Genomic DNA, 23,404 nt, shown 5'->3' on the forward strand with positions numbered 1-23,404 from the left:
TCGGCGCCCCCGGCAGGGGCGGAGACGGCTAGCGGTCCCAGCCGCCGGAGAACACCGATGCGGGGCGGTTGAGCAGGCCCGCGGTGCCGGCGGCGATGTTCTTGCGCAGCTGGGCCTTGGACTTGGCGCCCTTCGACGTCACCGGCGGGCCGATGCGGTCGGCGAGCTCGCGCATCAGCGGCAGGGAGAGGTCGCGGTCGCGCTCGATGAGGTACCGCTCGACGGCGTCCTCCTCGGTCAGCGCCTTGATGTCGGCGATGACGGCGTCGAGGTCGAGCGGCGCCTTCGCCGGCTTCGCGGCGCGGGCCGGCGCGACGGCCTCGCCGGAGGCGGCGCGGAACTCGACGTGGGCGCGGCCCTCCGCGAGGTCGGTGAGCTGGTCCTCGGTGAGCTTGCCGAGGAGCTTGCCGATCTCGTTGAGCGCGAGCGCGGCCAGGCGAGGGGACTGGGTCACGGTTACAACCTCTCGAACGTCTTGAGCAGCTCGTCGGCGCAGTCGTGCAGGTCGCCGCGGACCTCCGGGGGCACGCCGTGCGCCATGATGGTCGGCACGCCGTGCCGGCCGGGCGCCGCGTAGGCGCTGCTGCGGTCCCGGATGAGGGTGCGGAACACCGGCACGCCCAGCGCCGTCACCTCGTTGATGAACTGGCTCTGCACCTCGATCGGGCGGCCGCCGTGCATCTGCACCATCGTGAACAGCACCGCGATGCGCGGCATCCGCATCGGCGGGGCCTCGGCGGGCGCGGCCTGCAGATGATCGTTGAACTCCCCGATGAGGGCCAGCAGCCGCCGGCCCATGTCCTGGATCGCCTCCGTGGACAGGAAGTCGGGGCGGGCCGGCATGATCATCATGTCGCTGGCGATCGACGCCATCTTCGTCGTCAGCGAGAACGCCGGCGCGCAGTCGATGAGGATCACGTCGTACTTGGAGAAGATCGGGTCGGCGAGGTCGTCGGCGAGGCGGCGGTGCAGGGCCACGAACTTCGCCGCGCGGATGTTGCCGGTCTGGTCGACCGCGCCCGGGATCAGCACCTCGGAGTTGACGATGATCGGGTCCGACGGGACCAGGTCCAGCCGGCCGCCGTCGCGAAGCAGCGAGTTGTACCGCGGCGGCGTCACGACCAGGCCGGCCAGCGCCTGCGCGCGGCCCCGGTCGCCGCTGCGGAACCAGGCGCCGATGGTGCGCTTGCCGGTCAGGAACTCCTGGGACTCGTCGACGGTGAAGAACGACTTCGTGAGGCTCGCCTGCGGGTCGAGATCGACCATGAGCACGCGCATCCCGCGGGCGGCCAGGCCCGCGCCGAGATTGGCGGTGACGGTCGTCTTGCCCACGCCGCCCTTGTTGTTGACGACGGCCACGATCCTCACGCGCACCTCCGCGGTCTCATACCACGCAGGACGCTAGGGGAATCGGCGGTACACCGGCACCGGCCCGTGGGTGCCGTTATGGCGCCCGGACGGCGTCGGCCCGCAGCCGGAATGGCGATGCATTCCGGGTGCGGGCCGAACGGACGGGCGGCGGGTCAGGCCTGCTCGGACTCCTCGCGGCGCACGGCGGCGGCGGTGCGCAGGTCGGCGTCGGGGGCGCTGGCGCTGTCGGGCTGGGTCGGCAGCGACTCGGGGATCTGGCGGACCGGGACCTTCGGGTACTCGCCCGTGTCGGCGCCGCCGGCGGCCGCCGCCATGACGGCCGCGGCGGCCAGGTCGGCCACGCGCTTCGCCTCGCGCTGGACGCGGGCGCGGACCTCCTTGGCGTGCCGCTCGGCCGAGTCGGCGGCCTGGCGGGCGTGCTCGAGGCGGGTCAGCTCGCTCGTCAGGCTCTGCTTGGTGTCGGCCAGGCGCTGCTGGAGCTGGTTGACCTCGCGGCCCAGCGTCGTGGACTCGCGGCGGGCCTCGCCGAGCTGCGTCTGGGTCGCCTCCAGCTCGGTCTGCAGTTGGGCGAGGGCCTTCTGCCGGGCCTGGATGTCCTGCTGTACCACGGCGAGCTGCTGCTGGTGGCGGGCGTTCTCCTCGTCGGCGCGCTTGCGCACGTCGGCGGCGTACTTCTGCGCGTCCGCGTGCAGCGCGGCGTTCTTCTGGTCCGCGGCCTGGCGCTGTGCGGTCAGGTCGCGCTCGGCGCCGGCGCGCTTCTCGGTCAGCTCCCGGTCGCAGGCGGCCTTGAGCTCCTCGATCTCGCGCTGCGCGGAGGCCTTCCACTGGGCCAGCTCCTGCTGGGCCTGGGCGCGGCCGGCCTTGACCTCCTGCAGCACCTGCTGGCGGGCGGCCTCGGCGAGCGCCTCGGCCTCGGCACGGGTCTTCTCGAGGTGCTCCGCGCTCTCCTGGTTGATCCGCTTGGCCTCGGCCTCGGCGCGCTCGTGCGCGGCCTCGCCGTCGGCGATGAGCTTCTCGGCCCGCTCCTTGGTCTCGGCGAGCGCCTTCTCGGCGTTGGCCTGGTGCTCGGCCGCCTTCTGCTCGGTGTTGTCGATGATGACGCCGGCCTGCTTCTCGGCCAGCGCGAGGATCTGGTCGACCATCGGGCCGAGGTGGCGGAACGAGGCGCGGTCGACGCGGGCGGGGCGCTGGCGTACCTCGGCGATCTCCGCCTGCAGCTGCTTGAGCTGCGACGTCAGGTCCTGGACCTGGTTGGTCAGATCCTGGGCCTGACCGGCGGCGCGCTTGCGCTCGGCGGTGAGGTTGTTGATCTGGCGGTCCAGCTGGTTGAGGTACTGGTCGACCTGGCGCTTGTCGTACCCGCGGACCTGCTGCGTGAAGTTTGGTCGCGTGCCCGCGTCGTCGCGCTGCGTCAACAGGTCCCCGCCGTGGGTCATGGTTGATCCTCCATACGATCGGGAAGCTTGTCACGCCGACGCTCACGGACGGTGGCGTCCGCCAGGACATCCAAAACGCTACCGAGCCCCTTGCGCAAGTCTCCGGTTCGGCAAGTGGTCGGTTTCAGGTAGGATACGTCTTGGGTCCGTTTTATCCGTATTTATCCGGCCGTGTCGCGGCTGAGCCATGGGAATGTTTCGCCCCCTAGGCTGTTCGCACGGCCGAGGGTGCCGGTGCCCATGGACGGGGTGCCGCCGACTTCACGATGTGGGCGGCGTCGACGTCAGGCGCCGCCGCCGGAAGCGACGCGCCGTCGAGCAGCGCCCCAGCGACTCCTAGGCTTGCCCCATGACGACGGTGGCGGTGCGAGGCGAGTCGGTACGCGAGGTCGAGCCCGAGCAGGCCCAGTTCACGGTGGTCACCACCGCCCGGGACAAGGACCGGCAGGCCACGCTCGCCCGGCTGCGGGACCGCGCCGACGCCCTCCGGCAGTTCCTCGACCGCTACGGGGAGGCGATCGAGCGGCGGGAGACGGGCGGGCTGCACGTCTTCCCGGAGAGCGGGCGGCGGGGTGAGCGCGTCACGGCGTACCAGGGCAGCGTCTCGACGACGGTCATCGTCAAGGACTTTGCGGCGCTGGGCGAGATGATGCTCGCCGCCGCCGGGCAGGACCAGACGCAGGTCCACGGGCCGACCTGGTCGCTGCGCCCGGACAGCCCGGTGCACCGGGAGTCGCGGGCGGCCGCGGTCGCCGACGCGATCGCGCGGGCCCGCGAGTACGCCGCCGCGCTGGGCGCCGAGGTCCTCGAGCTGATCGAGCTGGCCGACCCGGGCTTGGGCGGCCGTGTGGAGGTGGCGACCTACCAGGCCGGCTACGGCCGGCCGGGCATCATGAGCAAGTCCTCGGCGGCCGACCTGGAGCTCGATCCGCAGCGGCAGCGGGTGTACGCCGCCGTCGAGGCCCGGTTCACCATCACGAGCCCGACCCTGTAGTCACCGCAGGGCCAGCTCCTGCTCGGCCTCGATCTGGGCGTTCCAGGCGCGCTTGGAGGCCTGCCAGCCGTCCTCGTCGTGCCCGAGCCGCCAGTAGCCGGACACCGACATGCGCTCGCGGGGCAGGCCGCGTTCGATGCGCAGGTATCGCCGCAGCTCCTTGACGAACGTGGCCTCGCCGTGGACGAAGGCGTGCACGGTCGCCGGGGCGGCGCCGGCCGGGAAGGGGTGGGCCAGCACCGCCGGGACGAGCTTGGCGCCGATCGGGCCTTCTGCGCGGTACAGCCACGTGATGCCCGGGATGTCCTGCCGATCGGCCGGATCGCCCAGCTCGACGAACGCCGCGCACTCGGCGCCGGCCGGCACCCTCGACATGGCGGCGGCGATGGCCGGCAGGGCGCTCTCGTCGCCGGCGAGCAGGTGCCAGGTGGCCGCGGGGTCGGGCGAGTAGGCGCCGCCCGGCCCGCCGAAGTGCAGCGGGTCGCCGGGCCGGGCGCGCACGGCCCAGCGCGCGGCGAGCCCGGAGTCGCCGTGCAGGACGAAGTCGAGGGTGAGCTCGCGCGCGTCGGCGTCCCACGCGCGCACGGTATAGGTCCGGGTGACCGGCCACTGCTCGCGCGGCATCGTCTCGCGGGCGGCGGCGGGGTCGAAGGGTTCGCCGTACTGCACGCCGGGCCGCGGAAACATGAGCTTCACGTAGTGGTCGGTATGCTCACCGGCGGCGAACCGCTCGAGCCCCTCGCCGCCGAGCACGACGCGGTGCATGTTGGGCGTCAGCCGCTCGGTGCGCAGGACGCGGCCGGTGTGGATCTGCGGGACGGACACAGAGATCAGGGTAGTCCGGTCCTGCCCCGCCGGCCCAGGTCACGTTGGTCACGGTGCGCAGGTCAACGGGATACCAATCAATCAACGCCCTGCAGTGCCCGATAAGTCACGACCGCCGGCTGGTGGGTCACTTGTGGGCGCAATTCGCCGCGCTGTTACCCGTTCGTGGTGACTTCCACCCGGCGCACCCGCTGTGCACCACCAAGCCGTCGCCGGGGCGCCCACGTCGGCCGGTCCCCGGTCGACCGGGGCAAAGGCGGCCGGAAACGGTCGGTCGCCGTCGACGGCGGCGGGATACCCCTGGGCATTGTCACGGCCGGCGCCAACCGGCACGACTTCCCGCCGCTGGAACCTACCCTCAACGCCGCCGTCCGCCAGACCGGCCCCGGCCGGCCGGCGCAGGTCACCGTGCACCTCGACGCCATCCGGCCGGGGCAACGCTGGGTCCACGCCTGGACGAACGGCTACGGCAAACTGCGTTCGACACACCGACCGCCACCCAGCCGCCATCGTCACCCTGCGTGCCTCATCCGCGAAGCCAGAACCCGCTACCGCGGTCATGACTTATCGCATTTTTCGCCTGTCAGGGGATAAATCCGATAAGTCGTGGCGCGCCAGCGCCCGACTTATCGGTCAGCAGGGGAGCGGGCGCAGCTCAGAGGGCGGCGTCGAGCTGTTCGCGGAGCTTGGCCTTCGGGCGGGCGCCGACGTGCTGCGACACCACCTCGCCGGCGCGGAACACGGCCAGCGTTGGCATGGCCATCACGCCGTACGTGCGGGCCGTCACCGGGTTGTCGTCGGCGTTGAGCTTCACGATGCGGGCCCGGCCCTCGTACTCCGTGGCCAGCTCGTCCAGCATCGGGGCAATGCGGTGGCACGGCGGGCACCACTCCGCCCAGAAGTCCACCAGCACCGGAACCTCGCTGGACAGGACCTCCGCGGCGAAGGTCTCGTCCGTCACCTCGGTCGTCATGCAAGCTCCTCCAAGTCGTGTTCGATGGCGTGCGACAGCTCCCGCTCGACCAGCCGGCGGGCGGCCTGCAGGCGGGCGATGCAGCCGTCCAGGTCGGCCAGCTTGCGGCCCAGCACCTCGATCGACGCGGGGCACTCCGCCCCCGTCGCCCGGCCCGAGCGCAGGCACTCGACGAAGGGGCGGGTGTCCTCGAGGTTGAAGCCGATGTCGAGCAGAGAGCGGATCTCGCGGACCAGGCGGAGATCGGCCTCGTCGTACTCGCGGTAGCCGTTGGACGTGCGCCGGGCCGCGAGGAGGCCGTGCTGCTCGTAGTAGCGAAGCGCCCGCGTGCTCGTGCCCGCCCGCTCCGCCAGCTCGCCGATCCGCATGTCAACGACGGTAAACCTTGACGCTGATGTCAACGCCAGCCCGAACGACTACTCTGACAGGCCCTCGATGCGCCGGGCGTGCTCGATCATGCCGTGGATGGCCTCCAGGCTGGGGGCCGACAGGCCCGCGGCGCGCAGGGCCACGGCGCGCACCGCGCTGTCGCGCAGGGCGGCCAGCAGGTCCAGCTGCTCCTCGATGCGCCGCACCGTCGCGGGGTCGTCGTCCAGGAAGTACGCGGCGTTGACGCCGAAGAACTCGGCCAGCGCCTCGAGGTGGCGCTTCGTCGGGTTGTCGCGCTGGCCCTTGCGCAGCTGCCACACGTACGTGTGCGAGATCATCACGCCGCGCGCGCGGATGGCCGCGGCGACCTCCTCGTACGTGTACTCGCCGCGGCCGGCCGGGTGCACGGTGCGAAACAGCCGGTCCAGCTTGCCCGCCAGTGACGGTTCACTCATCGCATCAACCCTTGACAATCCCACCCGCTCGGTGGAAATCTCCATCATAAGCTCAGATTTATGGGCTACGGCGAGCCATCAACTCAGGTTGATCGCTGGGGGGCGCCGTCGGGCGGATCGTTGTGGCCAGGATCGTCGTGGCCAAGGGGCGCTACCTCGGGGGTGGCCACAACGCTTCCTTCCGCCAGCAAGACCCGTGCCTGCTCGTCCAGCGTCGCCTCCGTCGACGGTGCCGCGGCCGCCAGGCCGAGCTCCCACTGCGCATCGCGGATCTCGATGATCCGGCGGTAGAGGCGCAGGTCGACCCCGCGCACGGTCAGCAGGTCGGCCAGGCGCCCGGGCGGGTCGCCCAGCACCACGTGCGGTACCGACGAAACCAGCGACGCCCACCGCGGACGCAGCCGCTGCAGCGCCACATATCGGCCCGCCCACCGCCGCAGCCCGCCCATCGCCGGCAGTGCCGCCCCGGCCGCGAACAGCAGCAGCATCGCCGCGAGCAGGCTCCGCGACACGTTCTCGGCGCCCGGGCCGTTCAGGGCGTCGCTGCCCAGCGCGTTGCTGACCTGGAACGCCACCCGGTTCGCGATGAACAGCAGGCCCACCAGGGCGCCGGCGGTCAGCAGGCGCAGCCCCACCCGCAGCGGGCCGCGCTGCGCCCGCCCGGCCGCGGGGTGGAACAGCACCAGGCAACAGGCCAGGCCGACGAAGAGGCCGAACTGGGTCAGCACCGAGTACGCGGTCACCAGCGGCGTGCCGGCCCGCTCGGCCACGAAGTCGCCCCGCTCGGGGCTGCGCGGCACCAGCACGAACAGCACGGCCATCGCCGCGCCGGCCGCGGCCAGCAGCGCGTAGGCCCACCGGCGCAGCCGCGGACGATCGGCGGCCGGTCCCGGCAGGAGGCCGGTCAGGTGCACCATGGCCGCGGAAGCCGCCACGGCCGCCAGATTCTTCAGCGGTACCGAAACATCGGCCACCTGCAGCAGACGGTCCGTGCCGAACGAGATCTCCCGCCGGTTGAACGTGAACGAGAGCGTCACGAGCAGCGCGACCAGGCGCACCGCCCGGCCGCGCGGGGTCTGCGGCGTCGCGAACCGCCAGATCGTGAACGCCCAGAACGCGGCCAGCACCAGGAACTCGAGCGTGTCAGCGAAGGCCATGCGCCGGCCCCGGGATGAGCGCCTCGTGCAGGCCCTGCAGCAGCGGGTCGGCGGAGCGCGGCTCGGGAGCCCGCAGCGCGCGCTCGCTGATCATCGTCGCGATCATCTCGGCGACCTGCTCCTGGGGCGCCGAGTACGTCGAGCGCAGCAGCACCCGGGCGACGGTGGCCGGGTCGAGGTCCGGCAGCACCAGCCCGGGCGCGCGGTGGTCGCAGAGGATGTGGCCGATCTCGTGCAGGATGATGTGCCGGCGGTGCATCGGGTCGGTGCCGGCGGCGAAGAACACGTGGTCGGCGGTGTCGGTGGCCAGCCACACCCCGCACGGCGCGCCGGCCGGTGCGGGCTGTGGATGCAGGTGCAGGTCGCGGCCGCGGCGCGCGGCGACGTAGGACAGGAACGCCGACAGGTCGAACGGCTCCGGCACCTCGACGTCCGCGATCAGCCGCCGGCACTCCCGCTCCAGCCGTCGCAGTCGCACGCGGCCAGACTAGCGGGCCCCGGTTACAGCAGCGCGCGGCGCAGGCGCTCGGTGAGCAGGTTCGCGGCCCGGACCGCGGCGAGCCGGCCGTTCCAGATCAGCATGAGGTCCTCGACCGCGCACGCCGGCGGGGCGAAGTCCAGGGCCGCGGCCAGCTGCGGGTTGGCCCGCGCCCACTTGGTCAGCGACTCGGTCACCTCGGCCTCGAGGGCCTCGGCGGACATCGGGCCGGCGGCGTTGACGGCGGCGAGCATCCGCTCCCGGAACGGCCAGTACGACCACACCTTCGCCTCGTCGAGCAGCTGGGCGACGGCGTCGGGGCGGCGGTAGTACAGGGCCAGCTGGATCGAGTCCATGCGCCCGTCGTCGATGAACGCCTCTCGCAGCGCGTGCCGGGCGTGGGCGCCGGCGACCTCGTAGAACGTGCTGCGGCTGCCGTTCGGCGCGGCGGCGTCCACGATGCTCTTCCACGTCAGCTGGGCCGCGGGGGCGCCGGCGACGAGGGCGGTGACCGCGCGGAAGTACACGGTCTTGGTCCGCCAGTGGCTGCGCTTGGCCGCCGGGTTGGCCGACAGCCGCCGGTGCCACCGGCTGACGACGGAGTTGCTCAGGTCCGGGGTGGCCGTCAGGGGCTTCAGGGTCGTCATGCTCATCGGTCCTGTCCTGCCTGTCGGGGGGACGGTGGTGGGTCCTATGAGCCTCGCCGCCCGGGGGCATCGGCCGATATCACGTATTCACGTGGTCTTGCCCCTGACCAGGTCGAGGACGGCGTCCCAGTCGCCCGGGGCGGCGTCGGCGCACCACGCGACGTGCCGGTCCGGGCGCACCAGCGCGAGGGGCCGGTCCCAGCCGGCCCGCACCGCCGCGTCGGCAACCGGCAGGTGCCGCACCGGGATGCCGCGCACGGCGGCCGCGGCCGCGAGCGGGGCGCCGGCGGCGTCGCCGGTGAGGTCGACGAGGGTCAGCTCGGGGCCGAACCGGTCGGCGAGCGGGTCGCCGCCGTCGAGGCGCACGTCCGGGGCGCGCCCGCCGGGGCGCACCGCGGCCGGGACCGCCCGGCCGGCCGCGCCGTCGTGCCACACCACGGCCGACGTGGCGTGCCGGGCCGGCAGCGCGCCCGCGTCGGGGCGGTGCGCCTCCTGCCGCAGCAGCCCGGCGAGCAGCTCGGGCGCGGCGCCGGCGGCGCTGAGCCGGCCGAACCGGCGGCGGGTCTCCAGCGACCGGGCCAGCAGTTCCCGGTCGAGCAGGGCGCGCGGGCGCCGTTCGGACTCGTAGCTGTCCAGCAGGCCCGGGCCGCCCCAGCCGTTGATCGCGGCGCCGAGCTTCCAGCCCAGGTCGACGGCGTCGGCGAGGCTCGTGTCGGCGACCCCGGCCGGCTGGAAGCGGTGCGCGGCCTCGCCGGCCAGGAAGACGGGGCCGCGGCGGTACACGGCGGCCACGGCCAGCCCGTCGTCCCACTGTGCGACGGCGAGGACCTCCGGCACGTCGAGCCCGCCGCCGAGCCGGGAGCGCAGCATCGCCACCGGGTCGATCGTCACCGGCTCGTCGGCGGCCAGTGGGAGGTGCGCGACCCAGCTGTCGCCGTCGCCGGGGGCCAGGCACGTCGGGCCGCCGACGACGAGGGTGGTGCGGCGCGGCAGCCGCGGGTCGGCGCTGCGGAAGAACACGGAGCAGTGCTGGTCCGGCCGGCCCAGCCCCTCCATCGGTATCTCGAGGCAGCGCCGGACCGTGCTCTGCGCGCCGTCGCAGCCGACGACGTGCCGGGCCGCGACCACGTGGCGGGCGCCGGTGCCGACCTCGAGCAGGTTCGCGACCGCGCCGCCGGGCTCGATGCGCAGGCCGGTGAACGTCCAGCCCTCGCGCAGCTCGACGAGGGGGTGGTGGCGCAGCTCCTCGCGCAGCCGGCGGGTCAGCTCGGCGGCGGCGATGCGGTACTCCGGCCCGCCGCCGGCCGGGCGGCCCGAGACCAGGACCGGCTCCTCGTCGAGGCGGGTGCGCCACTCGACGCCGTCCGGGCCGTCGGCGGCGCCGTGGCGGCGGACCAGGTCGGCCAGGCCGAGCCGGCGCAGCAGGTCCATCGCCTGGCCGGTCAGCCGATCCACGCCCGGGTGGCGGGGCGGCGCGACGGCGCGCTCGACGACGAGGCAGGCCACGCCGTGATGGGCCAGCTCCAGCGCGAGGAGCGCGCCGGTCGGGCCGGCCCCGACCACGAGTACCTGCGTCGGCGTCGTCACCGGTTCCCCCATGTTTCGTCGTCGTCGGCGACGTCCTCGTCGCCACACACGATGCTGGGGGCCGGCGGCGCCGGTGTACATCACGTGTTCAAGCGGTCCCGCATGACGAGGTTCGCCAGCTCCACCCGGCCGCGGATGTCGAGCTTGGCGAAGATCTTGCGCAGGTGGCTGTCGACGGTGTGCCGGGACAGGTGCAGCGCGGTCGCGACCTGCCGGTTGGTGAGCCCGTCGGCGACCCGCAGCGCCACGCCCCGCTCGGCCGGGGTGAGCTGCTGCAGCGGCGAGCCGGGCCGCAGCGCCGGCTCCTCGGAGGAGGCCCGCGGGCCGCCGAGGGCGAACTCGAGGCGGCGGCGGGCCCGCTCGGCCCGGCAGTCGGTGACGATCGTGATCGCCTCGCCCGCCCACAGGCGGCCCTGCTCGACGTCGTCGGCGCCGAGCGCGGCGTCCTCGAGGGCGGCGGCCAGGGCGAGGCGGCGCGGCGTTCGCCGGAAGCGCTCGACCGCGCCGCGCAGCATCCACGGGTCGCCGGTCAGCACCCCCTCGGCGTGGTCGGCCGCGGCGGCGAGGGAGATCACGCCCGGGTTGCGCTCGGCGAGGCCGCGGGCGGCGGCGACGGCGAGCCGGGCCCGGGCGGGGTCGCCGGCGCGGGCGGCGATGTGCACGAGGGTCGCGGCCGCGGCCGGGTCCTGCACGATGAGCGCCGGCCGCTCCGGCAGGGCGTCGAACATGCCGGCGAGCGTGGCCAGGGCCGCGTCGGGGCCGGCGATCGCCTCCTGCAGCACGGCCTCGGCCCACACGACGTCCTCGGGCGCGGCGGTGATGCCGGCGGCCGTGCGGCGGTGCATGTGCGCCAGGTGGGCCTGCGCCTGGGGCAGGTCGCCCTGCTGCACGGCGATTCTCGTCAGCGTTCCCAGCAGTGGTACGGCCAGTGCGTAGGCGGTCAGGTTCAGCGCGACGGCCACCCCGGCCTCGGCCTCGGCGGCCGCCTCGTCGAGGCGCCCGCGGGCGGCCATGACGGCGGCGTGGTAGTAGTGCCACAGGGGCGTGGACCAGGCGGTGCCGAGCCGCTCGGACTCCTTGCGGCCGCGGCGGTAGGTCTCCTCGGCGTCGTCGAGGCGGTCCAGGGCCGACTGGGCGTTGCCGAGCCAGATGCGGGGGTGGCGGTGGGCGGCCTCGCCGCGGACCCGGTCGGCGATGCCGGTCGCCCGCTCGGCGTGGGCGTGGGCGTCGTCGAGGCGGCCCTGCGCGTGGGCGACGAGGCTGCGCGCGGTCAGGCCGAAGACGGCGGCGGCGTACTCGCCGGTCTCCAGGCCGGTGCCCATCGCGACCTCGCCGTCGGTGTCGGCGCCGGCCAGGTCGTCGCTGTAGAAGCGGGCGTGGGCGCGGATCGCGCACAGCTTCGCCCGCACCGGCTCGGGGACGTCGGGGTTGGCCAGGCCGCGGTCGGCGTACAGCACGCCGGTACGGTTCTGACCGGCGTGCTTGAACGCCTCGGCCAGCCCGAGCAGCAGCATCGCCTCGGTGCGCGGGTCGAGCCCGGCCCGCAGCGCGTTCTCGCCGAGGTTGTGGGCCTGTTCGAGGCGGCCGGCGGAGGCGAGCAGCCCGACGGCGTCGGCGACGAGGGGGGTGCGGCCGGGGTCGTGCTCGCCGATGACGTCGAGGGCGTGGACGATGAGGTCGGCGGCGGTGCTGGGCGCGGCCGGGGCGACCTCCAGCGCGGCCTCGTGCAGCATGGTGACGGCCTCGCGGCTGCCGGAGCGGCCGGTCTTGAGCAGGTGCTCGGCGACCTCGACGGGGGAGCGGCCCTCGGCGCGGGTGACGGTCGCGGCCAGCCGGTGCAGCATGGTGGCGACGGCGCCGTTGAGCGTGCCGTAGACGGCGAGGCGGACGAGGTCGTGCACGAACGCGAGCTCGTCGCCGTCCGGGACCAGCACCCGGGCGGTGGTCGCCTCCTTGATCTGCTTGAGCAGCGTCGCCGGGCGCACCTCGAGCAGCTGGGCGACGCCCTCGACGCTGAAGGGGCGGCCGAAGACGGAGGCGGCCTGCAGCAGCTCCTGGGTGTCGCTGGACAGCCCGTGCAGCATCTGGTCGACGATCGTGATGAAGCTCGAGGGCAGCTCCTCGCCGACGACGGTGGCGATGCCGTCGGCGACGACGAGCTGGCCGGTCAGGTGCAGGGTCCGGACCAGCTGCTCGACCTGCAGCGGGTTGCCGTCGCAGCCGCCCGCGAGGGCCAGCACGGTGTTGTCGACGTCGGCGCCGACGACCTGGGCGCACAGCCGGCGTACGGCGTCGTCGTCGAGCGTGCCGAGGGCCACGTGCTCGTGCCCGTCGCGCACGAGCCGCTCCATGAGGTGCTGCCCGGGGGTGCCGGCCGGCGCGGGCCGGTGCGCGAACAGCCACCGCACCGGCGAGGACGCCAGCGCCGGGACGAGCTCGGCGACGGCGAGGGCGGACAGCTCGTCCATCCACTGCGCGTCGTCGATGGCGATGACCAGGGGGCGTACGGCGGCGTAGTCCTCCAGCGCCGCGCCGAGCCGCTCCAGGGTGCGGTACTGCGCGTCGTCCTCGCGCAGCCAGCCGATCGGCGGCTCCGGCGGGCGCAGCTGCTGCAGCGCCGACGCGAGGGTGATCAGCGGCGCCGCCCGGTCGAGCTCGAACGCCCCCCGGGCGGCGACCGCGACGCCGCGGCGCTGCGCGCACTGGATGGTGACCCGCATGAGGTGCGACTTGCCGATGCCGGCCGAGCCGGTCACGATCGTGCAGCCGCCGAACCCGTCCGCCGCGCCGGAGACCGCCCGGCGCAGCACGGCGAGCTCGAGGTCGCGCCCGAAGGTGTCCGAGGGAGTCAGCAGAATCACCCTTGCGATCGAGATGCGGTTCGGCGGTATGCCGTGCATTCTGTCGCCCGTTGAAGATCGACTTGAACAACCTTTCGGCGGACCCGGACGAACCCGGACGGCATCAGCCGGAGGGCCGATATCGTCCAGCTGACGGGCCACCCGTCGGAGTGTCGAGGATTTCGGCCAGCAGCCGCCGCAGAATCGCCGGTCCACGCTCGGTCAGCACGGATTCGACGTGGAACTGTATTGACCGAACTCGTGCCATGCGCATTGCGTGCACGGCGCCGGTGCGCGCATCCCGCAATATCCGGATCCGCTCCGGCGAGCCGTCACGGACGGTTGTCACGTGAATAGTATTCATTCGATGTCCCGGTGCGTCGCTCACCGCGACGAACGTGTTGTAGAACCCGACCCGGCCGAATCCGGGAATGCGCCGCGGGACGCCCTGGGCCGGTTCCGCCAGCCGGCGGATCGTCAGCCCGCACTCGTCGGCGAGGACCTGGTGGCCGAGGCACACGGCGAGCGCCGGGGTCCGCTCGGCCAGCAGCCGCCGCACGATCGCGTGCAGGTTGTCGATGCGCGGGTCGGCCCGGTCGCGGGGGTCGCCGGGGCCGGGCCCGACGACCACGGCGTCGTAGCCGTCGCGCAGCTTGGTGTCGACGTCGACGGACAGGCCGATCGCCTCGGTCAGCCGGGCCAGCATCGCGGTGAACGCGTCCTCGGCGTCGACGATGAGCACCCGCCCGGCCAGCGGCGGCAGGTCGACGGGGCGGCCGAGCCAGAACGGCGACAGGCCCGCGTTGCGGCGCCGCAGCGCGCGGGCCGAGGCCGGCAGGCGGGGCTCATGGCGTACCGCATCCGGGGTTTGATCGGCGCCCAGGGCGGTGAGCAGGGCCGCGGCCTTGGCCCGGGTCTCGGCGGCCTCCCCGGCCGGGTCGGAGTGCCGCACGAGCGTGCCGCCGACGCCGACGACCACGCCGCCGTCCGCGTCGATCTCGGCGGTGCGGATGATGAGCGCGGAGTCGAGCGTGCCGGGGCCGATGAGCGCGACCGCGCCGCCGTAGAAGCCGCGGCCGGTGCCCTCGCGGGCGGCGATCGTGCGGCAGGCGGCGGTGAGCGGGCTGCCGGTGACCGTCGGGGCCGGCATCGTGGCCCGCAGCACCTCGCGCGGGCCGAGGCCGGTCGGGCCGTCGATCACGTACTCGGTGTGCGCCAGCCGCGACATCGCCCGCAGCCACGGGCCGCGCAGCCGGGCCCCGCCGTCGCAGAACGCGGCCATCGTCTTGAGCTCCTCGTCGGCGACCATGAACAGCTCCTCGGTCTCCTTGCGGTCGGCCAGGAACCGGCGCAGCCCGCGGGCGGTCGGGCCGCCGGGCGGGTAGCGGTAGGTGCCGCTGATCGGGTTCATCGCCGCGACGCCGCCCGCGAGCCGGGCCTGGGCCTCCGGCGTGGCGCCGATCAGCGTCCGGCCGTGGCAGTGCACGAGGAACGTCCAGTAGGCGCCGCGCTCGGCCAGCAGCAGACGCCGGAACACCGCCAGGGCCGTGCGCCGGGAGAAGCCCGGGATTCGGGCGCGGTAGGCCCGGCGGATGACGAAGTTGGATCCGGTACCGCGGCCGATGTCCTCGGCGATCACCCGGCGCACGATGCCGGCGTACTCGTCGTCGTCGACCTCGAACCCGCCGTCCACGACCCGGACCTCCTCGCGCGGCAGCGCCGCCAGCGCCTCGGCCAGCGGCACGTCGGCCCGCTCGGCGACGGCGAAGGCCAGCAGCGGCGCGCCGTCGTCGACGCACGGCAGCCCGCGCTCGGCGATCGCCCGGTACGGCAGCGCCGCCACGACTTCGCCGGCCCGCTCGGCCGACGCCGGTGCGACAGCGCCCGCGGCGGGCAGGTCCGGCAGCGGGGGGCCGGCGAGCAGTTCCACGCGGTCGCCGCGGCACAGCAGCGCGAACGCCTCGGCGTGCGCGATCCGGTCCAGCATCATGGCGGCCACGCTGCCAGCGCCCGCGCGCGGCGGGCCACTACCCATTGAGGTAGTGGGCCGTGCACCACGGCGTGACTAGCGTCCGAGGCGTGGCTCACAACGACACCTTCGCCCGCCGGGTACGGCTGGACCGGCTGTACCGCAACGGATCCGGCGGCCTGCTCGTGGTACCGCTGGACCATCCCGTCAGCGGCGTACCCATCGTCCACAGTGGCCTGGACCGGCTGGTGGGGGAGCTCGCCGGCAACGGCGCCGACGCCGTCGTGCTGCACAAGGGCGCGCTGCGGCATGTGTCGGCCCGCCGCTTCCGCGGGCTGTCGCTCATTGTGCACCTCTCCGCCGGCACCGGCCTGTCCGGCGACCCGGACGCCAAGGTCCTCGTCTGCGGCGTGCAGGAGGCGCTGCGGCTGGGCGCCGACGCGGTCAGCGTCCACGTCAACGCGGGCGCGGCGAGCGAGGACCGGCAGCTGCACGACCTCGGCGCCGTCGCCGGCGAGTGCGAGCGGTGGGGCGTGCCGCTGCTGGCCATGGTGTACGCCCGCGGGCCCGCCATCGCCGACGGCCGCGCCCCGCGGCTCGTCGCCCACGCCGCGGCCATCGCCGCCGAGCTCGGCGCCGACCTCGTGAAGACCGCGATGCCGCGCTCGGCCGCCGACCTGGAGGCGCTCACCGCCGGCTGCCCCATCCCGATGCTCGCCGCCGGCGGCGACGCGGCCGACGGCCCCGCCGCCCTGGCCCACCTCGCCGACGCCATGCGGGCCGGCGCCGGCGGGATCGCCGCCGGCCGCCTGGTGTTCAACGCCGCCGACCCCGGCGCGATGCTGCGCCGCCTCGCGGCCATCGTCCACGACCGCGCCCTGACCCGACCCCTGAAAGGGATCCCGCAGTGAAACAGTGCTGGCTCGACATCCGCGCCGCCAACGGGCTCAAGGCCGCCCTGTGCCAGGAGGCGATCCACCGCGGCTTCGACGCGATCGTCGCCGCCGACCCGGCCGACCTCGCCGGCCTGCCCCCGACCGTCACCCGGGTGCTGCTGCCCGGCGCCGAGCTGCCCGAGAGCTTCGGCGACGCCGACCTCGTCGTCCTCGACAGCGCCCTTGAGCCGGCCCGCCTCGCCCAGCGCCACCCCGGCACCCGCTTCGGCCGCTACGTGGAGGTCACCGACGCCGAGAGCCTCGCCGCCGCCTGCGACAGCGTCTGCCGGGACCCCTGCACGGTGCTGCGCTTCGCCGACCCGACCAACATCCCGCTCGAGATCGTCCTGGCCGCCGCGGCCGACGCCCACGGGCTCATCATCACCACCGTCGAGCGGGCCGAGGAGGCGCCGGTGTTCCTCGGCGTCCTCGAGCACGGCCCCGACGGCGTGATGCTCGCCCCGGCCGCGCCCGGCGAGGCGGGCCGGCTCAAGGACGCCGTCGAGGAGCGCACCGGCGAGCTCGAGCTCACCGAGCTGACCGTCACCGCGGTCACGCACGCCGGGATGGGGGAGCGGGCCTGCGTCGACACGTGCACCTACCTGGCGCAGGACGAGGGGATCCTCGTCGGGTCGCGGGCCAAGGGGCTCGTGCTGTGCGTGAGCGAGACGCACCCGCTGCCGTACATGCCGACCCGGCCGTTCCGCGTCAACGCCGGGGCCATCATGTCGTACACGCTGGCCGACGGCGGGCACACGCGGTACCTGAGCGAGCTGCGGGCCGGCTCCGTGGTGCTGGCCGTGGGGGCCGACGGGCGGACCCGGCGTACCGTCGTCGGCCGGGTGAAGATCGAGACGCGGCCGCTGCTGTCCATCGACGCCGTCGCCGGCACCGGCGAGCCGGTCAACCTCATCGTCCAGGACGACTGGCACGTGCGGATCCTCGGGCCCGGCGGCAAGGTGCTCAACTCCACCGAGCTGCGCCCCGGCGACCGCATCCTCGGCTACCTGCCCCAGCGCGAGCGCCACGTCGGCTACCCGATCGACGAGCTGTGCTACGAGCAATGATGTTCGACTTCCACGCCCGTCACACACCGGGTCTGCTGCCTGTTCTGGACGAGGCCGGCATCGACCGGGCCGCGGTCTGCGCCGGTGGCCTGGTCGACCTGGACCGGCTGTCGGAGCAGATCGACGGCGGCGGGCGGAGCGAGGCGCGGGCCGACAACGAGGAGGTCCTGCGGGCCTGCTCGGCGTCCGGGGGCCGGCTCGTGCCCTTCTTCTTCGCCGATCCGCTGTGCCCCGGTGACTACTTTCCGGCGGCCTCGCGGTACCGGGGCCTGGAGATCTCGCCGGCGGTGCACGGGTTCCGGCTCGACCATCCGGGCGTCGACGCGCTCGCTGACGCCGCCGCGGCGGTCCGTCACCCGGTGTATGTCGTCTGCCTCGGCCGCCCGGGCACCCGCGCGGCCGATCTGGCCGCCCTCGCCCGCCGCCATCCCGCGGTGACCTTCGTGTCCGGCCATTGTGGATACACCGGCCTCGACGCGTCCGGCCTGCGGGTGCTGGCCGACGTGCCCAACACCTGCGTCGAGATCTCCGGCTGCTACACCGCCGTCGCGCGCCTGGCCGTGTCGCGCCTGGGCGCCTCGCGGGTGCTGTTCGGCACCGAGCATCCGCTGCAGCACCCGTCGGTCGAGGTCGCGAAGCTGCGGGCCCTCGGCCTTCCGCCCGCGGACCTTGCGCTGGTCGCGGCCGGCAATGCGTTGCGTCTTCTGGGGGAATCATGATCGGTGACTGGCAGGACTTCGACGGCCTCGCCCGGCTGCAGCAGGAGCGGCTCCCGGCCGTCCTGGCCGCCGCCGAGCGCTCGCCCTTCTACCGCAAGCGCGGCGTCTGCGACCTGGCGCAGCAGCCGCTCACGACGAAGCAGGACCTGCGCGACGCCTACCCGTTCGGCCTGCTGGCCTGCGACCGCGCGGACCTCGCCACCTACCACGAGTCCAGCGGCAGCAGCGGCGAGCCGACGGCGTCGTACTACACCGAGTCCGACTGGGACGACCTCGCCGAGCGCTTCGCCCGCAAGTGGACCGGCATCACGGCCGAGGACACGATGATGGTCCGCACCCCCTACGCCCTCATGATCACCGGGCACCTGGCCCACGCGGCCGCGCGCCGCCACGGCGCCACCGTCGTGCCCGCCGACAACCGCTCGCTGGCCACCCCGTACTCGCGGGTCGTGCGCCTGCTGCACGACCTCGGCGTCACGCTCACCTGGTCGCTGCCGACCGACACGCTGCTGTGGGCCGCGGCCGCGCGCGCCGGCGGCTACCGGGACTTCCCGGCGCTGCGGGCCCTGTTCGTCGGCGGCGAGCCCGTCGGCCCGGCCCGCAAGGCCCGCATCGCGCGCGTCTGGGGCGCGCCGGTCGTCGAGGAGTACGGCGCCACCGAGACCGGCAGCCTGGCCGGCGAGTGCGAGCACGGCACCATGCACCTGTGGGCCGACCGGGCCGTCTTCGAGGTCCACGACCCGGCGACGGGCGAGCTGCGCCCGGACGGCCGCGGGCAGCTGGTCGTGACGCCGCTGTACCGCGAGGCGATGCCCCTGCTGCGCTACGCCATCGAGGACGAGGTCGAGGTGTCGTACGTCCAGTGCCCGTGCGGCTGGCACCTGCCCTCGGTCCGCCTGCTGGGCCGCGCCGCCTTCGCCGTCGGCGGCCTCACCCAGCTCGGGTTGGAGGAGCTCGTGTTCACGCTGCCCGAGGAGTACGGCGTGTGGTTCTGGCGCGCCCGCGCCGACGGCTCGCGGCTGCGCGTCGAGATCGAGGTCGCCGACCGCTGGCGCGGCGCCGCGGTGCACGACCTGACCGCGTCGCTTCGCACGGCGTTCCCGGACCTGCAGGTGGCGCTCGCCGCCGTGCCGACCGGCGGCCTGGTCCCGTTCTCCCTGCTGACCGCCCAGGCCGAGGTCATGAAGCCGCGCGGCCTGTTCGGCGCCGGTGAGGACTGGGACTCGGCGTTGCGGTACTACTGATGTCCCCACTCCTGACGTCCCCGGTCGCCATCGCCGGCGGCGGCATCGGCGGCCTCACCGCGGCGCTGGGCTTCCTCGCCGCCGGCGTGCCGTGCACGGTGCTGGAGCGCCGCCCGTCGCTGCCCTCGGGCGGCTTCGGCATCCAGCTCCCGCCCAACGCGACCCGCATCCTGTTCTCCATGGGCCTCGGCCCCGCCCTGGACAAGGCGTCGGTACGCCCGGTCGCCCGCGAGATCCGCCGCTGGTCCGACGGCGCCCTGCTGGGCCGCCTTCCCCTGGGCGAGGAGGCCGAGGCCCGCTACGGCGCCCCGTACCTGACCCTGCGCCGCGCCGACCTGCTGCGCATCCTGCTCGGCGCGCTGCCGCCCGGCGTGGTCCGCTTCGGCTCGCCCGTCGACCTTGCGTTGCGCCCGCCCGGCCTGCTCGTCGGCGCGGACGGCCTGCACTCGGCGGTCCGCGCGGCGCTGTCGGCCGACGAGCCCCGCTTCATCGGGTACACCGCCTATCGCGCCCTGCTGCCCGGTGACGGCCTCGCGCCGGTCGTCACGGTGTGGCTCGGCCCCGGCCGGCACGTGGTGACGTACCCCGTTCCCGGCGCCCGCAACGTGGTCCTGGTGACCGCCGGCCCGCTCGAGGGCGTCTTCGACGACTGGCACGACCCGGTGCGCTCGCTCGCGCGCGCCGCCGCCCCGGCGATGCAGCACGCCCTCTTCACGCGGGACCGGCTGCCGGCCTGGCATCGGGGCCGGCTCGTGATCCTCGGCGACGCCGCCCATCCGATGCCGCCGTTCCTGGCCCAGGGCGCCGCGCAGGCCGTCGAGGACGCCGCGGCGCTCGTCGCCGCCGGCCCGGACCTCGCCGCCTACGAGGCCGCCCGACGCCCGCGAGCCGAACGGGTCGCCGCCGCGAGCGCGGTCGGCGCCCACGATTACCACCTGCCCGACGGCCCCGCCCAGCGCCGCCGCGACGAACGGATCGCCGCGTCCGGCCTGCCCGACCAGGATTGGCTCTTCGCATGATCCCGACCATCGCCCCGTACGCGATCCCCGCCCCGCCCCGCGAGGGCCCGGCCCCGTGGCGCGCCGACCCCGCGCGCAGCGTGCTGCTCATCCACGACATGCAGCGGTACTTCGTCGACCGCTTCCCGCCGCAGCACTCGCCCGGCCGCGAGCTGCTGGCGAACGTCGCCGCCCTGCGCGCGGCGTGCCTGGCCCGTGGCGTCCCGATCCGCTACACGGCGCAGCCCGGCCGGATGTCGCGCGCGGACCGCGGCCTCCTGCATGACGTGTGGGGCCCGGGCATGACGGACGACGAGGAGAGCCGCGGCATCGTCCCCGCGCTCGCCCCGGCATCGCCGTCGCTGGTGGTGACGAAGTACCGGTACAGCGCCTTCCACCGCACGGACCTGGCGTCCACGATGCGCGCGCTGTCGCGGGACCAGCTGATCGTGTGCGGGGTCTTCGCCCACCTGGGCTGCCTGCTGACCGCCTGCGACGCGTACGCCCACGACATCGAGCCCTTCCTGGTCTCCGACGCCATGGCCGACTTCACCCCGGAGGACCACGCGATGGCCCTGGACTTCGCCTCCCGCAGCTGCGCCGCCACCCCCACGACCGCCCGCGTCCTCGCGTGGCTGTCCGGCACCGGCTCGCGCTGATGCCGCTCACCCTCCGCGGCTCATCCAAACAGCCGTGCAGACGCACTGAACGGCGGCGACGCCGAGGTGCCAAGCCATTGCGCTCAGCGAAACGTCGATGCATCGCCGGCATTTGCGTGCATGCCGCAGACGACACCTGACGTGCCGTCAGCGGGGGGCGCGGGCCAGGGACGCCAGCTCGACGCGCGAGGTGATGCCGAGCTTGTGGAAGATGCGGCGCAGGTGGTAGTTCACCGTGTGCCGCGACCGGCCGATCCGCGTCGCGATCTGCTGGTTCGTCAGGGCGCGGCCGACCAGGCGGGCGATGTGCAGCTCCTGCTCCGTCAGCGACTCCCACCCCGGCGGCCCGGCCGGGCCGGGCGCCGGCTCGATGGTGGCCACGGAGTGGGTGCGGGTGCGGGCCGGCCGCGTCGGCATCGAGCGCGGTCCAGGGGCCGCGGCGCGCATCGCGGACAGCTCCGCGCGCAGCGCCGCGGCGGCCGGGGGGCAGACGGTGGCGGCCACGGCGGCGTGGACCAGGTCGTGGCTGAAGGAGAGCCGCTCGTCGTCGGTCACGAGCAGGGACGAGGCGAGCGCCTCCTCCAGGGCCGGCAGCAGCTGGGCGGTGCCGCAGCGCATCAGGCGGGCCAGTTCCAGCACGTCGAACCGGGGGCCGATGGCCGACGCGACCTGCAGGAGGCGACGGGCGGGGGCGGACAGTGCGCCGATGCACGCCGCGACCGTGTTCTGCATGGAGTTGATGGTGTCGCGGCCGGCCGGCCGAGACCCGGTAGAACTAGGGGGTTTCGGGGTCCAGTTCGGCCAGGGCGCGCATGCCGGCCGGGTCGACGATCGTCAGGCGGCGGTAGCCGGTGCTCAGCAGCTTGCGCCGGCGCAGCTCCTGGACGGCCTTCTGCACCGTGGCCTGGGCGATCGCGATCATCGTGGCCAGCTCGGGCTGGCTGAGCGGCACGCCGATCTCGACGGCGCCGCCGGCGATCGGGCGGCCGCACAGCTCGGCGATCTCGACCAGGAGGCGGGCGAGGCGGACGTGGGCCGGGTACACCGCGAAGTCCGTCCGCCGGCGGTTGGCCCACCGCAGCTGGTCGGCGAGCGAGGCGGTCACGCGCGCCGCGGCGCCCGGGTGGCGGCGCAGGAACGACTCGAACTCGGCCCGCGTGAGCACGCCCGCCGTGACCCGGCCGCAGGCCGTCACGGTGGCGTTGCGCGGGGCGCCGGTCAGGGCGCCGACCTCGCCGACGAGCTCGCCGGGGGCGCGGATGCCCAGCAGCGTCTCGAACCCGTCGACCGACGTCGTCACCTTCACGAAGCCGCTGATGAGCAGCTCCAGATGTGTGTCGCGGTCGCCCTCGCGCAGCATGACCCGGCCGGGCGCGAACTGCCGCTGCACGCTCAGGGCGACGAGCTCCGCCGCGGTCGCGTCCGGCAGGCCGCCCAGGAACGTTCTGGGGCTCCAGTTCATGCGGTCAGTCTGACGGCTGCAGCCGGGCATAGACGAGGATGTTGCCGCGGTACTCGTGGCGCGTGTGATCGAACGTCCCGCCGCACGTGACCAGTCGCAGCGCCGGATAGTCCACCGGGCCGTAGACCTCATCGGTCGGGAAGTCGTTCTTCGGTACCTCCACCACCCGCTCCACCACGAACACCACCGCCCCGCCGTCGGAGCGCGTCACCGTGGCCCGGTCGCCCGGGCGCAGCTCACGCAGCCGGTAGAACACGGCCGGCCCGTCGTGCGCGGTGTCCACGTGCCCGAGGATGACGGCGGGGCCGACCTCGCCGGGCGTCCGGAGATTGCGGTACCACCCGGCCGGCGCGCCCGCCCGCAGCGGCGGCACCTCCACGGTGCCGTCGGCGTTGAGCCCGAGCGACATGAGCGTGGTGTCGACGCCGATCACCGGGATCTGCAACCGCACCGGCACGGACGCCGCCAAAGCCCGGGACGCGGCCGCCGGCGGCGTTCCCGGCGCGGAAGGCGCCGCGGCCGGGCGCTGCGGCGGCGCCGGCGGGGGAGCGGGCGACCCGCCGATCACGAGCAGCGTCAGCCCGCCGGCGGCGAGCAGCGCCGTGACCCCGTCGACGACCAGGCGCCGCATCAGGCCTCGCTGTCCCGCGCCCGCAGGCGGAACACGAACAGCGCGGCCGCGCCGAGCAGCAGCGCGATGCCCGCCCCGGCCAGCAGCGGGCTGCGCATGCCGAGACCGTCGCCACCGCCGGTGTGCGGAGCCCCGCTGGGCGTGGCCGCGGGCGGCGTCCGCGTCGCGGTCGCTGTGCCCGCGGCGCCGAGACCGGCACTCGCGGAACGGCCATCGGCCGAAGCGCCGCCGCCGGCCGCCGCCGAGCGGTTGGCCGAAGCCGACGCCGAAGCGGACACGGAGGCGGACACGGACGCCGAAACCGAGGCGGAGACCGAAGCCGAGCGGGCGGGAAGCGCAGAGGCGTCCGGCCCGGCGCCGTTGTCGTTCGTGCCCGAGCCGTTGTACTGGCAGTAGGCGAGCAGCGCCAGCAGCATGACGATCAGCGCGGCACCCCCGGCCGCGGCGGCCGTGCGGTTGTCGCGGCCGACGGCGCGCCGCCATCCCGGTTCGGTCATCGGTCCGCCCCTCCCGTGTTGGCGCCGAGAAACCCCTGGTGGGTTCGAGTGTGGTACCCATCGGGCACGGGCTCATAACGATCAATGAGCC

24 protein-coding genes and 1 pseudogene are annotated in these 23,404 nt (G+C 74.5%); 8 read left to right on the forward strand and 17 right to left on the reverse strand.

Going from position 1 to position 23,404, the window contains the following annotated elements; all coding sequences use genetic code 11:
* Positions 1 to 28 precede the first annotated feature (28 nt).
* The 3 genes from ACQEVU_RS08460 to ACQEVU_RS08470 all read right to left on the reverse strand — a co-directional run bounded on the left by ACQEVU_RS08460 (position 29) and on the right by ACQEVU_RS08470 (position 2,807).
* Positions 29 to 454 (reverse strand): hypothetical protein, encoded by a 426-nt coding sequence (locus ACQEVU_RS08460; protein WP_433321987.1) that lies wholly within the window; start codon positions 452 to 454, stop codon positions 29 to 31.
* Between the two features lie 2 nt (positions 455 to 456).
* Positions 457 to 1,368 (reverse strand): ParA family protein, encoded by a 912-nt coding sequence (locus ACQEVU_RS08465; protein WP_433321988.1) that lies wholly within the window; start codon positions 1,366 to 1,368, stop codon positions 457 to 459.
* Positions 1,369 to 1,523: 155 nt separating this feature from the next.
* Positions 1,524 to 2,807, reverse strand: coding sequence for a DivIVA domain-containing protein (locus ACQEVU_RS08470; protein ID WP_433321989.1), 1,284 nt, complete (start codon positions 2,805 to 2,807; stop codon positions 1,524 to 1,526).
* A 349-nt stretch (positions 2,808 to 3,156) separates the two neighbouring features.
* Here ACQEVU_RS08470 and ACQEVU_RS08475 point away from each other — a divergent pair, with 349 nt between their 5' ends.
* Entirely contained in the window at positions 3,157 to 3,801 is a 645-nt protein-coding gene (locus tag ACQEVU_RS08475; RefSeq protein WP_433321991.1) for an SIMPL domain-containing protein, read from the forward strand.
* On the opposite strand, the gene ACQEVU_RS08480 is transcribed toward ACQEVU_RS08475, so the two are convergent.
* Entirely contained in the window at positions 3,802 to 4,626 is an 825-nt protein-coding gene (locus ACQEVU_RS08480; RefSeq protein ID WP_433321992.1) for a siderophore-interacting protein, read from the reverse strand.
* A gap of 216 nt (positions 4,627 to 4,842) precedes the next feature.
* Here ACQEVU_RS08480 and ACQEVU_RS08485 point away from each other — a divergent pair.
* Positions 4,843 to 5,049, forward strand: a pseudogene (locus ACQEVU_RS08485) (IS5/IS1182 family transposase); the annotation flags it as partial.
* A gap of 232 nt (positions 5,050 to 5,281) precedes the next feature.
* Here ACQEVU_RS08485 and trxA read toward each other — a convergent pair.
* From trxA to ACQEVU_RS08530, 9 genes are all read right to left on the reverse strand, one after another.
* Complete coding sequence (gene trxA, locus ACQEVU_RS08490) at positions 5,282 to 5,599, reverse strand: thioredoxin (protein WP_433321994.1); 318 nt, start codon at positions 5,597 to 5,599, stop codon at positions 5,282 to 5,284.
* A complete protein-coding gene (locus tag ACQEVU_RS08495) occupies positions 5,596 to 5,967 on the reverse strand; it encodes a MerR family transcriptional regulator (protein WP_433321995.1) in 372 nt (123 codons plus the stop codon). The genes trxA and ACQEVU_RS08495 overlap by 4 nt, the downstream gene beginning before the upstream one ends.
* 48 nt (positions 5,968 to 6,015) lie before the next feature.
* A complete protein-coding gene (locus ACQEVU_RS08500; protein ID WP_433321996.1) occupies positions 6,016 to 6,423 on the reverse strand; it encodes an XRE family transcriptional regulator in 408 nt (135 codons plus the stop codon).
* Positions 6,424 to 6,506: 83 nt separating this feature from the next.
* Entirely contained in the window at positions 6,507 to 7,580 is a 1,074-nt protein-coding gene (locus ACQEVU_RS08505; protein ID WP_433321997.1) for an MAB_1171c family putative transporter, read from the reverse strand.
* A complete protein-coding gene (locus ACQEVU_RS08510) occupies positions 7,567 to 8,058 on the reverse strand; it encodes a hypothetical protein (protein WP_433321998.1) in 492 nt (163 codons plus the stop codon). Before ACQEVU_RS08510 ends, ACQEVU_RS08505 begins: the two co-directional genes overlap by 14 nt.
* A gap of 23 nt (positions 8,059 to 8,081) precedes the next feature.
* Positions 8,082 to 8,711: a hypothetical protein gene (locus tag ACQEVU_RS08515; protein ID WP_433321999.1), complete on the reverse strand. Its 630-nt coding sequence runs from the start codon at positions 8,709 to 8,711 to the stop codon at positions 8,082 to 8,084.
* An 81-nt stretch (positions 8,712 to 8,792) separates the two neighbouring features.
* Positions 8,793 to 10,292: an FAD-dependent monooxygenase gene (locus ACQEVU_RS08520; RefSeq protein ID WP_433322000.1), complete on the reverse strand. Its 1,500-nt coding sequence runs from the start codon at positions 10,290 to 10,292 to the stop codon at positions 8,793 to 8,795.
* Positions 10,293 to 10,372: 80 nt separating this feature from the next.
* Positions 10,373 to 13,153: a helix-turn-helix transcriptional regulator gene (locus ACQEVU_RS08525; RefSeq protein WP_433322001.1), complete on the reverse strand. Its 2,781-nt coding sequence runs from the start codon at positions 13,151 to 13,153 to the stop codon at positions 10,373 to 10,375.
* 103 nt (positions 13,154 to 13,256) lie between these two features.
* Positions 13,257 to 15,122, reverse strand: coding sequence for an anthranilate synthase family protein (locus ACQEVU_RS08530; protein WP_433322002.1), 1,866 nt, complete (start codon positions 15,120 to 15,122; stop codon positions 13,257 to 13,259).
* Between the two features lie 89 nt (positions 15,123 to 15,211).
* Between ACQEVU_RS08530 and ACQEVU_RS08535 the strand changes: the two genes are divergently transcribed.
* The 6 genes from ACQEVU_RS08535 to ACQEVU_RS08560 are packed head-to-tail and all read left to right on the forward strand — an operon-like array spanning position 15,212 to position 20,723.
* Entirely contained in the window at positions 15,212 to 16,012 is an 801-nt protein-coding gene (locus ACQEVU_RS08535; RefSeq protein WP_433322003.1) for a 2-amino-3,7-dideoxy-D-threo-hept-6-ulosonate synthase, read from the forward strand.
* Positions 16,009 to 17,103 (forward strand): 3-dehydroquinate synthase II family protein, encoded by a 1,095-nt coding sequence (locus tag ACQEVU_RS08540; RefSeq protein ID WP_433322004.1) that lies wholly within the window; start codon positions 16,009 to 16,011, stop codon positions 17,101 to 17,103. Before ACQEVU_RS08535 ends, ACQEVU_RS08540 begins: the two co-directional genes overlap by 4 nt.
* Positions 17,100 to 17,822: an amidohydrolase family protein gene (locus ACQEVU_RS08545; protein WP_433322005.1), complete on the forward strand. Its 723-nt coding sequence runs from the start codon at positions 17,100 to 17,102 to the stop codon at positions 17,820 to 17,822. Before ACQEVU_RS08540 ends, ACQEVU_RS08545 begins: the two co-directional genes overlap by 4 nt.
* Positions 17,819 to 19,066 (forward strand): phenylacetate--CoA ligase family protein, encoded by a 1,248-nt coding sequence (locus ACQEVU_RS08550; RefSeq protein WP_433322006.1) that lies wholly within the window; start codon positions 17,819 to 17,821, stop codon positions 19,064 to 19,066. Before ACQEVU_RS08545 ends, ACQEVU_RS08550 begins: the two co-directional genes overlap by 4 nt.
* Positions 19,066 to 20,085 (forward strand): FAD-dependent monooxygenase, encoded by a 1,020-nt coding sequence (locus ACQEVU_RS08555; protein ID WP_433322007.1) that lies wholly within the window; start codon positions 19,066 to 19,068, stop codon positions 20,083 to 20,085. Before ACQEVU_RS08550 ends, ACQEVU_RS08555 begins: the two co-directional genes overlap by 1 nt.
* Positions 20,082 to 20,723: an isochorismatase family protein gene (locus ACQEVU_RS08560; RefSeq protein WP_433322008.1), complete on the forward strand. Its 642-nt coding sequence runs from the start codon at positions 20,082 to 20,084 to the stop codon at positions 20,721 to 20,723. Before ACQEVU_RS08555 ends, ACQEVU_RS08560 begins: the two co-directional genes overlap by 4 nt.
* 147 nt (positions 20,724 to 20,870) lie before the next feature.
* On the opposite strand, the gene ACQEVU_RS08565 is transcribed toward ACQEVU_RS08560, so the two are convergent.
* Genes ACQEVU_RS08565 through ACQEVU_RS08580 form a run of 4 tightly spaced genes read right to left on the reverse strand, consistent with a single transcriptional unit; the run spans position 20,871 to position 23,313 of the window.
* A complete protein-coding gene (locus ACQEVU_RS08565) occupies positions 20,871 to 21,455 on the reverse strand; it encodes a helix-turn-helix transcriptional regulator (protein WP_433322009.1) in 585 nt (194 codons plus the stop codon).
* A 43-nt stretch (positions 21,456 to 21,498) separates the two neighbouring features.
* A complete protein-coding gene (locus ACQEVU_RS08570) occupies positions 21,499 to 22,185 on the reverse strand; it encodes a Crp/Fnr family transcriptional regulator (RefSeq protein ID WP_433322010.1) in 687 nt (228 codons plus the stop codon).
* Positions 22,186 to 22,189: 4 nt separating this feature from the next.
* Entirely contained in the window at positions 22,190 to 22,816 is a 627-nt protein-coding gene (locus ACQEVU_RS08575) for a class F sortase (protein WP_433322011.1), read from the reverse strand.
* The gene (locus ACQEVU_RS08580) at positions 22,816 to 23,313 is read right to left on the reverse strand and encodes a hypothetical protein (RefSeq protein ID WP_433322012.1); all 498 of its coding nucleotides are present in this window, start codon (positions 23,311 to 23,313) and stop codon (positions 22,816 to 22,818) included. Before ACQEVU_RS08580 ends, ACQEVU_RS08575 begins: the two co-directional genes overlap by 1 nt.
* Positions 23,314 to 23,404: the final 91 nt, after the last annotated feature.

Origin of the sequence: Dactylosporangium sp. CA-139066 (assembly GCF_050936175.1) — a bacterium.
Classification (GTDB): Bacteria; Actinomycetota; Actinomycetes; order Mycobacteriales; family Micromonosporaceae; genus Dactylosporangium.

What these genes read in the sequence shown, in the direction of transcription:
- ACQEVU_RS08470 (WP_433321989.1), bottom strand. Translation starts at nt 2,807, where the DNA reads ATGACCCACGGCGGGGACCTGTTGACGCAGCGCGACGACGCGGGCACG.
- ACQEVU_RS08575 (WP_433322011.1), bottom strand. Translation starts at nt 22,816, where the DNA reads ATGCGGCGCCTGGTCGTCGACGGGGTCACGGCGCTGCTCGCCGCCGGC.
- ACQEVU_RS08500 (WP_433321996.1), bottom strand. Translation starts at nt 6,423, where the DNA reads ATGAGTGAACCGTCACTGGCGGGCAAGCTGGACCGGCTGTTTCGCACC.
- ACQEVU_RS08570 (WP_433322010.1), bottom strand. Translation starts at nt 22,185, where the DNA reads ATGAACTGGAGCCCCAGAACGTTCCTGGGCGGCCTGCCGGACGCGACC.
- ACQEVU_RS08515 (WP_433321999.1), bottom strand. Translation starts at nt 8,711, where the DNA reads ATGAGCATGACGACCCTGAAGCCCCTGACGGCCACCCCGGACCTGAGC.
- ACQEVU_RS08495 (WP_433321995.1), bottom strand. Translation starts at nt 5,967, where the DNA reads ATGCGGATCGGCGAGCTGGCGGAGCGGGCGGGCACGAGCACGCGGGCG.
- ACQEVU_RS08560 (WP_433322008.1), top strand. Translation starts at nt 20,082, where the DNA reads ATGATCCCGACCATCGCCCCGTACGCGATCCCCGCCCCGCCCCGCGAG.
- ACQEVU_RS08555 (WP_433322007.1), top strand. Translation starts at nt 19,066, where the DNA reads ATGTCCCCACTCCTGACGTCCCCGGTCGCCATCGCCGGCGGCGGCATC.
- ACQEVU_RS08530 (WP_433322002.1), bottom strand. Translation starts at nt 15,122, where the DNA reads ATGATGCTGGACCGGATCGCGCACGCCGAGGCGTTCGCGCTGCTGTGC.
- trxA (WP_433321994.1), bottom strand. Translation starts at nt 5,599, where the DNA reads ATGACGACCGAGGTGACGGACGAGACCTTCGCCGCGGAGGTCCTGTCC.
- ACQEVU_RS08505 (WP_433321997.1), bottom strand. Translation starts at nt 7,580, where the DNA reads ATGGCCTTCGCTGACACGCTCGAGTTCCTGGTGCTGGCCGCGTTCTGG.
- ACQEVU_RS08565 (WP_433322009.1), bottom strand. Translation starts at nt 21,455, where the DNA reads ATGCAGAACACGGTCGCGGCGTGCATCGGCGCACTGTCCGCCCCCGCC.
- ACQEVU_RS08580 (WP_433322012.1), bottom strand. Translation starts at nt 23,313, where the DNA reads ATGACCGAACCGGGATGGCGGCGCGCCGTCGGCCGCGACAACCGCACG.
- ACQEVU_RS08550 (WP_433322006.1), top strand. Translation starts at nt 17,819, where the DNA reads ATGATCGGTGACTGGCAGGACTTCGACGGCCTCGCCCGGCTGCAGCAG.
- ACQEVU_RS08475 (WP_433321991.1), top strand. Translation starts at nt 3,157, where the DNA reads ATGACGACGGTGGCGGTGCGAGGCGAGTCGGTACGCGAGGTCGAGCCC.
- ACQEVU_RS08545 (WP_433322005.1), top strand. Translation starts at nt 17,100, where the DNA reads ATGATGTTCGACTTCCACGCCCGTCACACACCGGGTCTGCTGCCTGTT.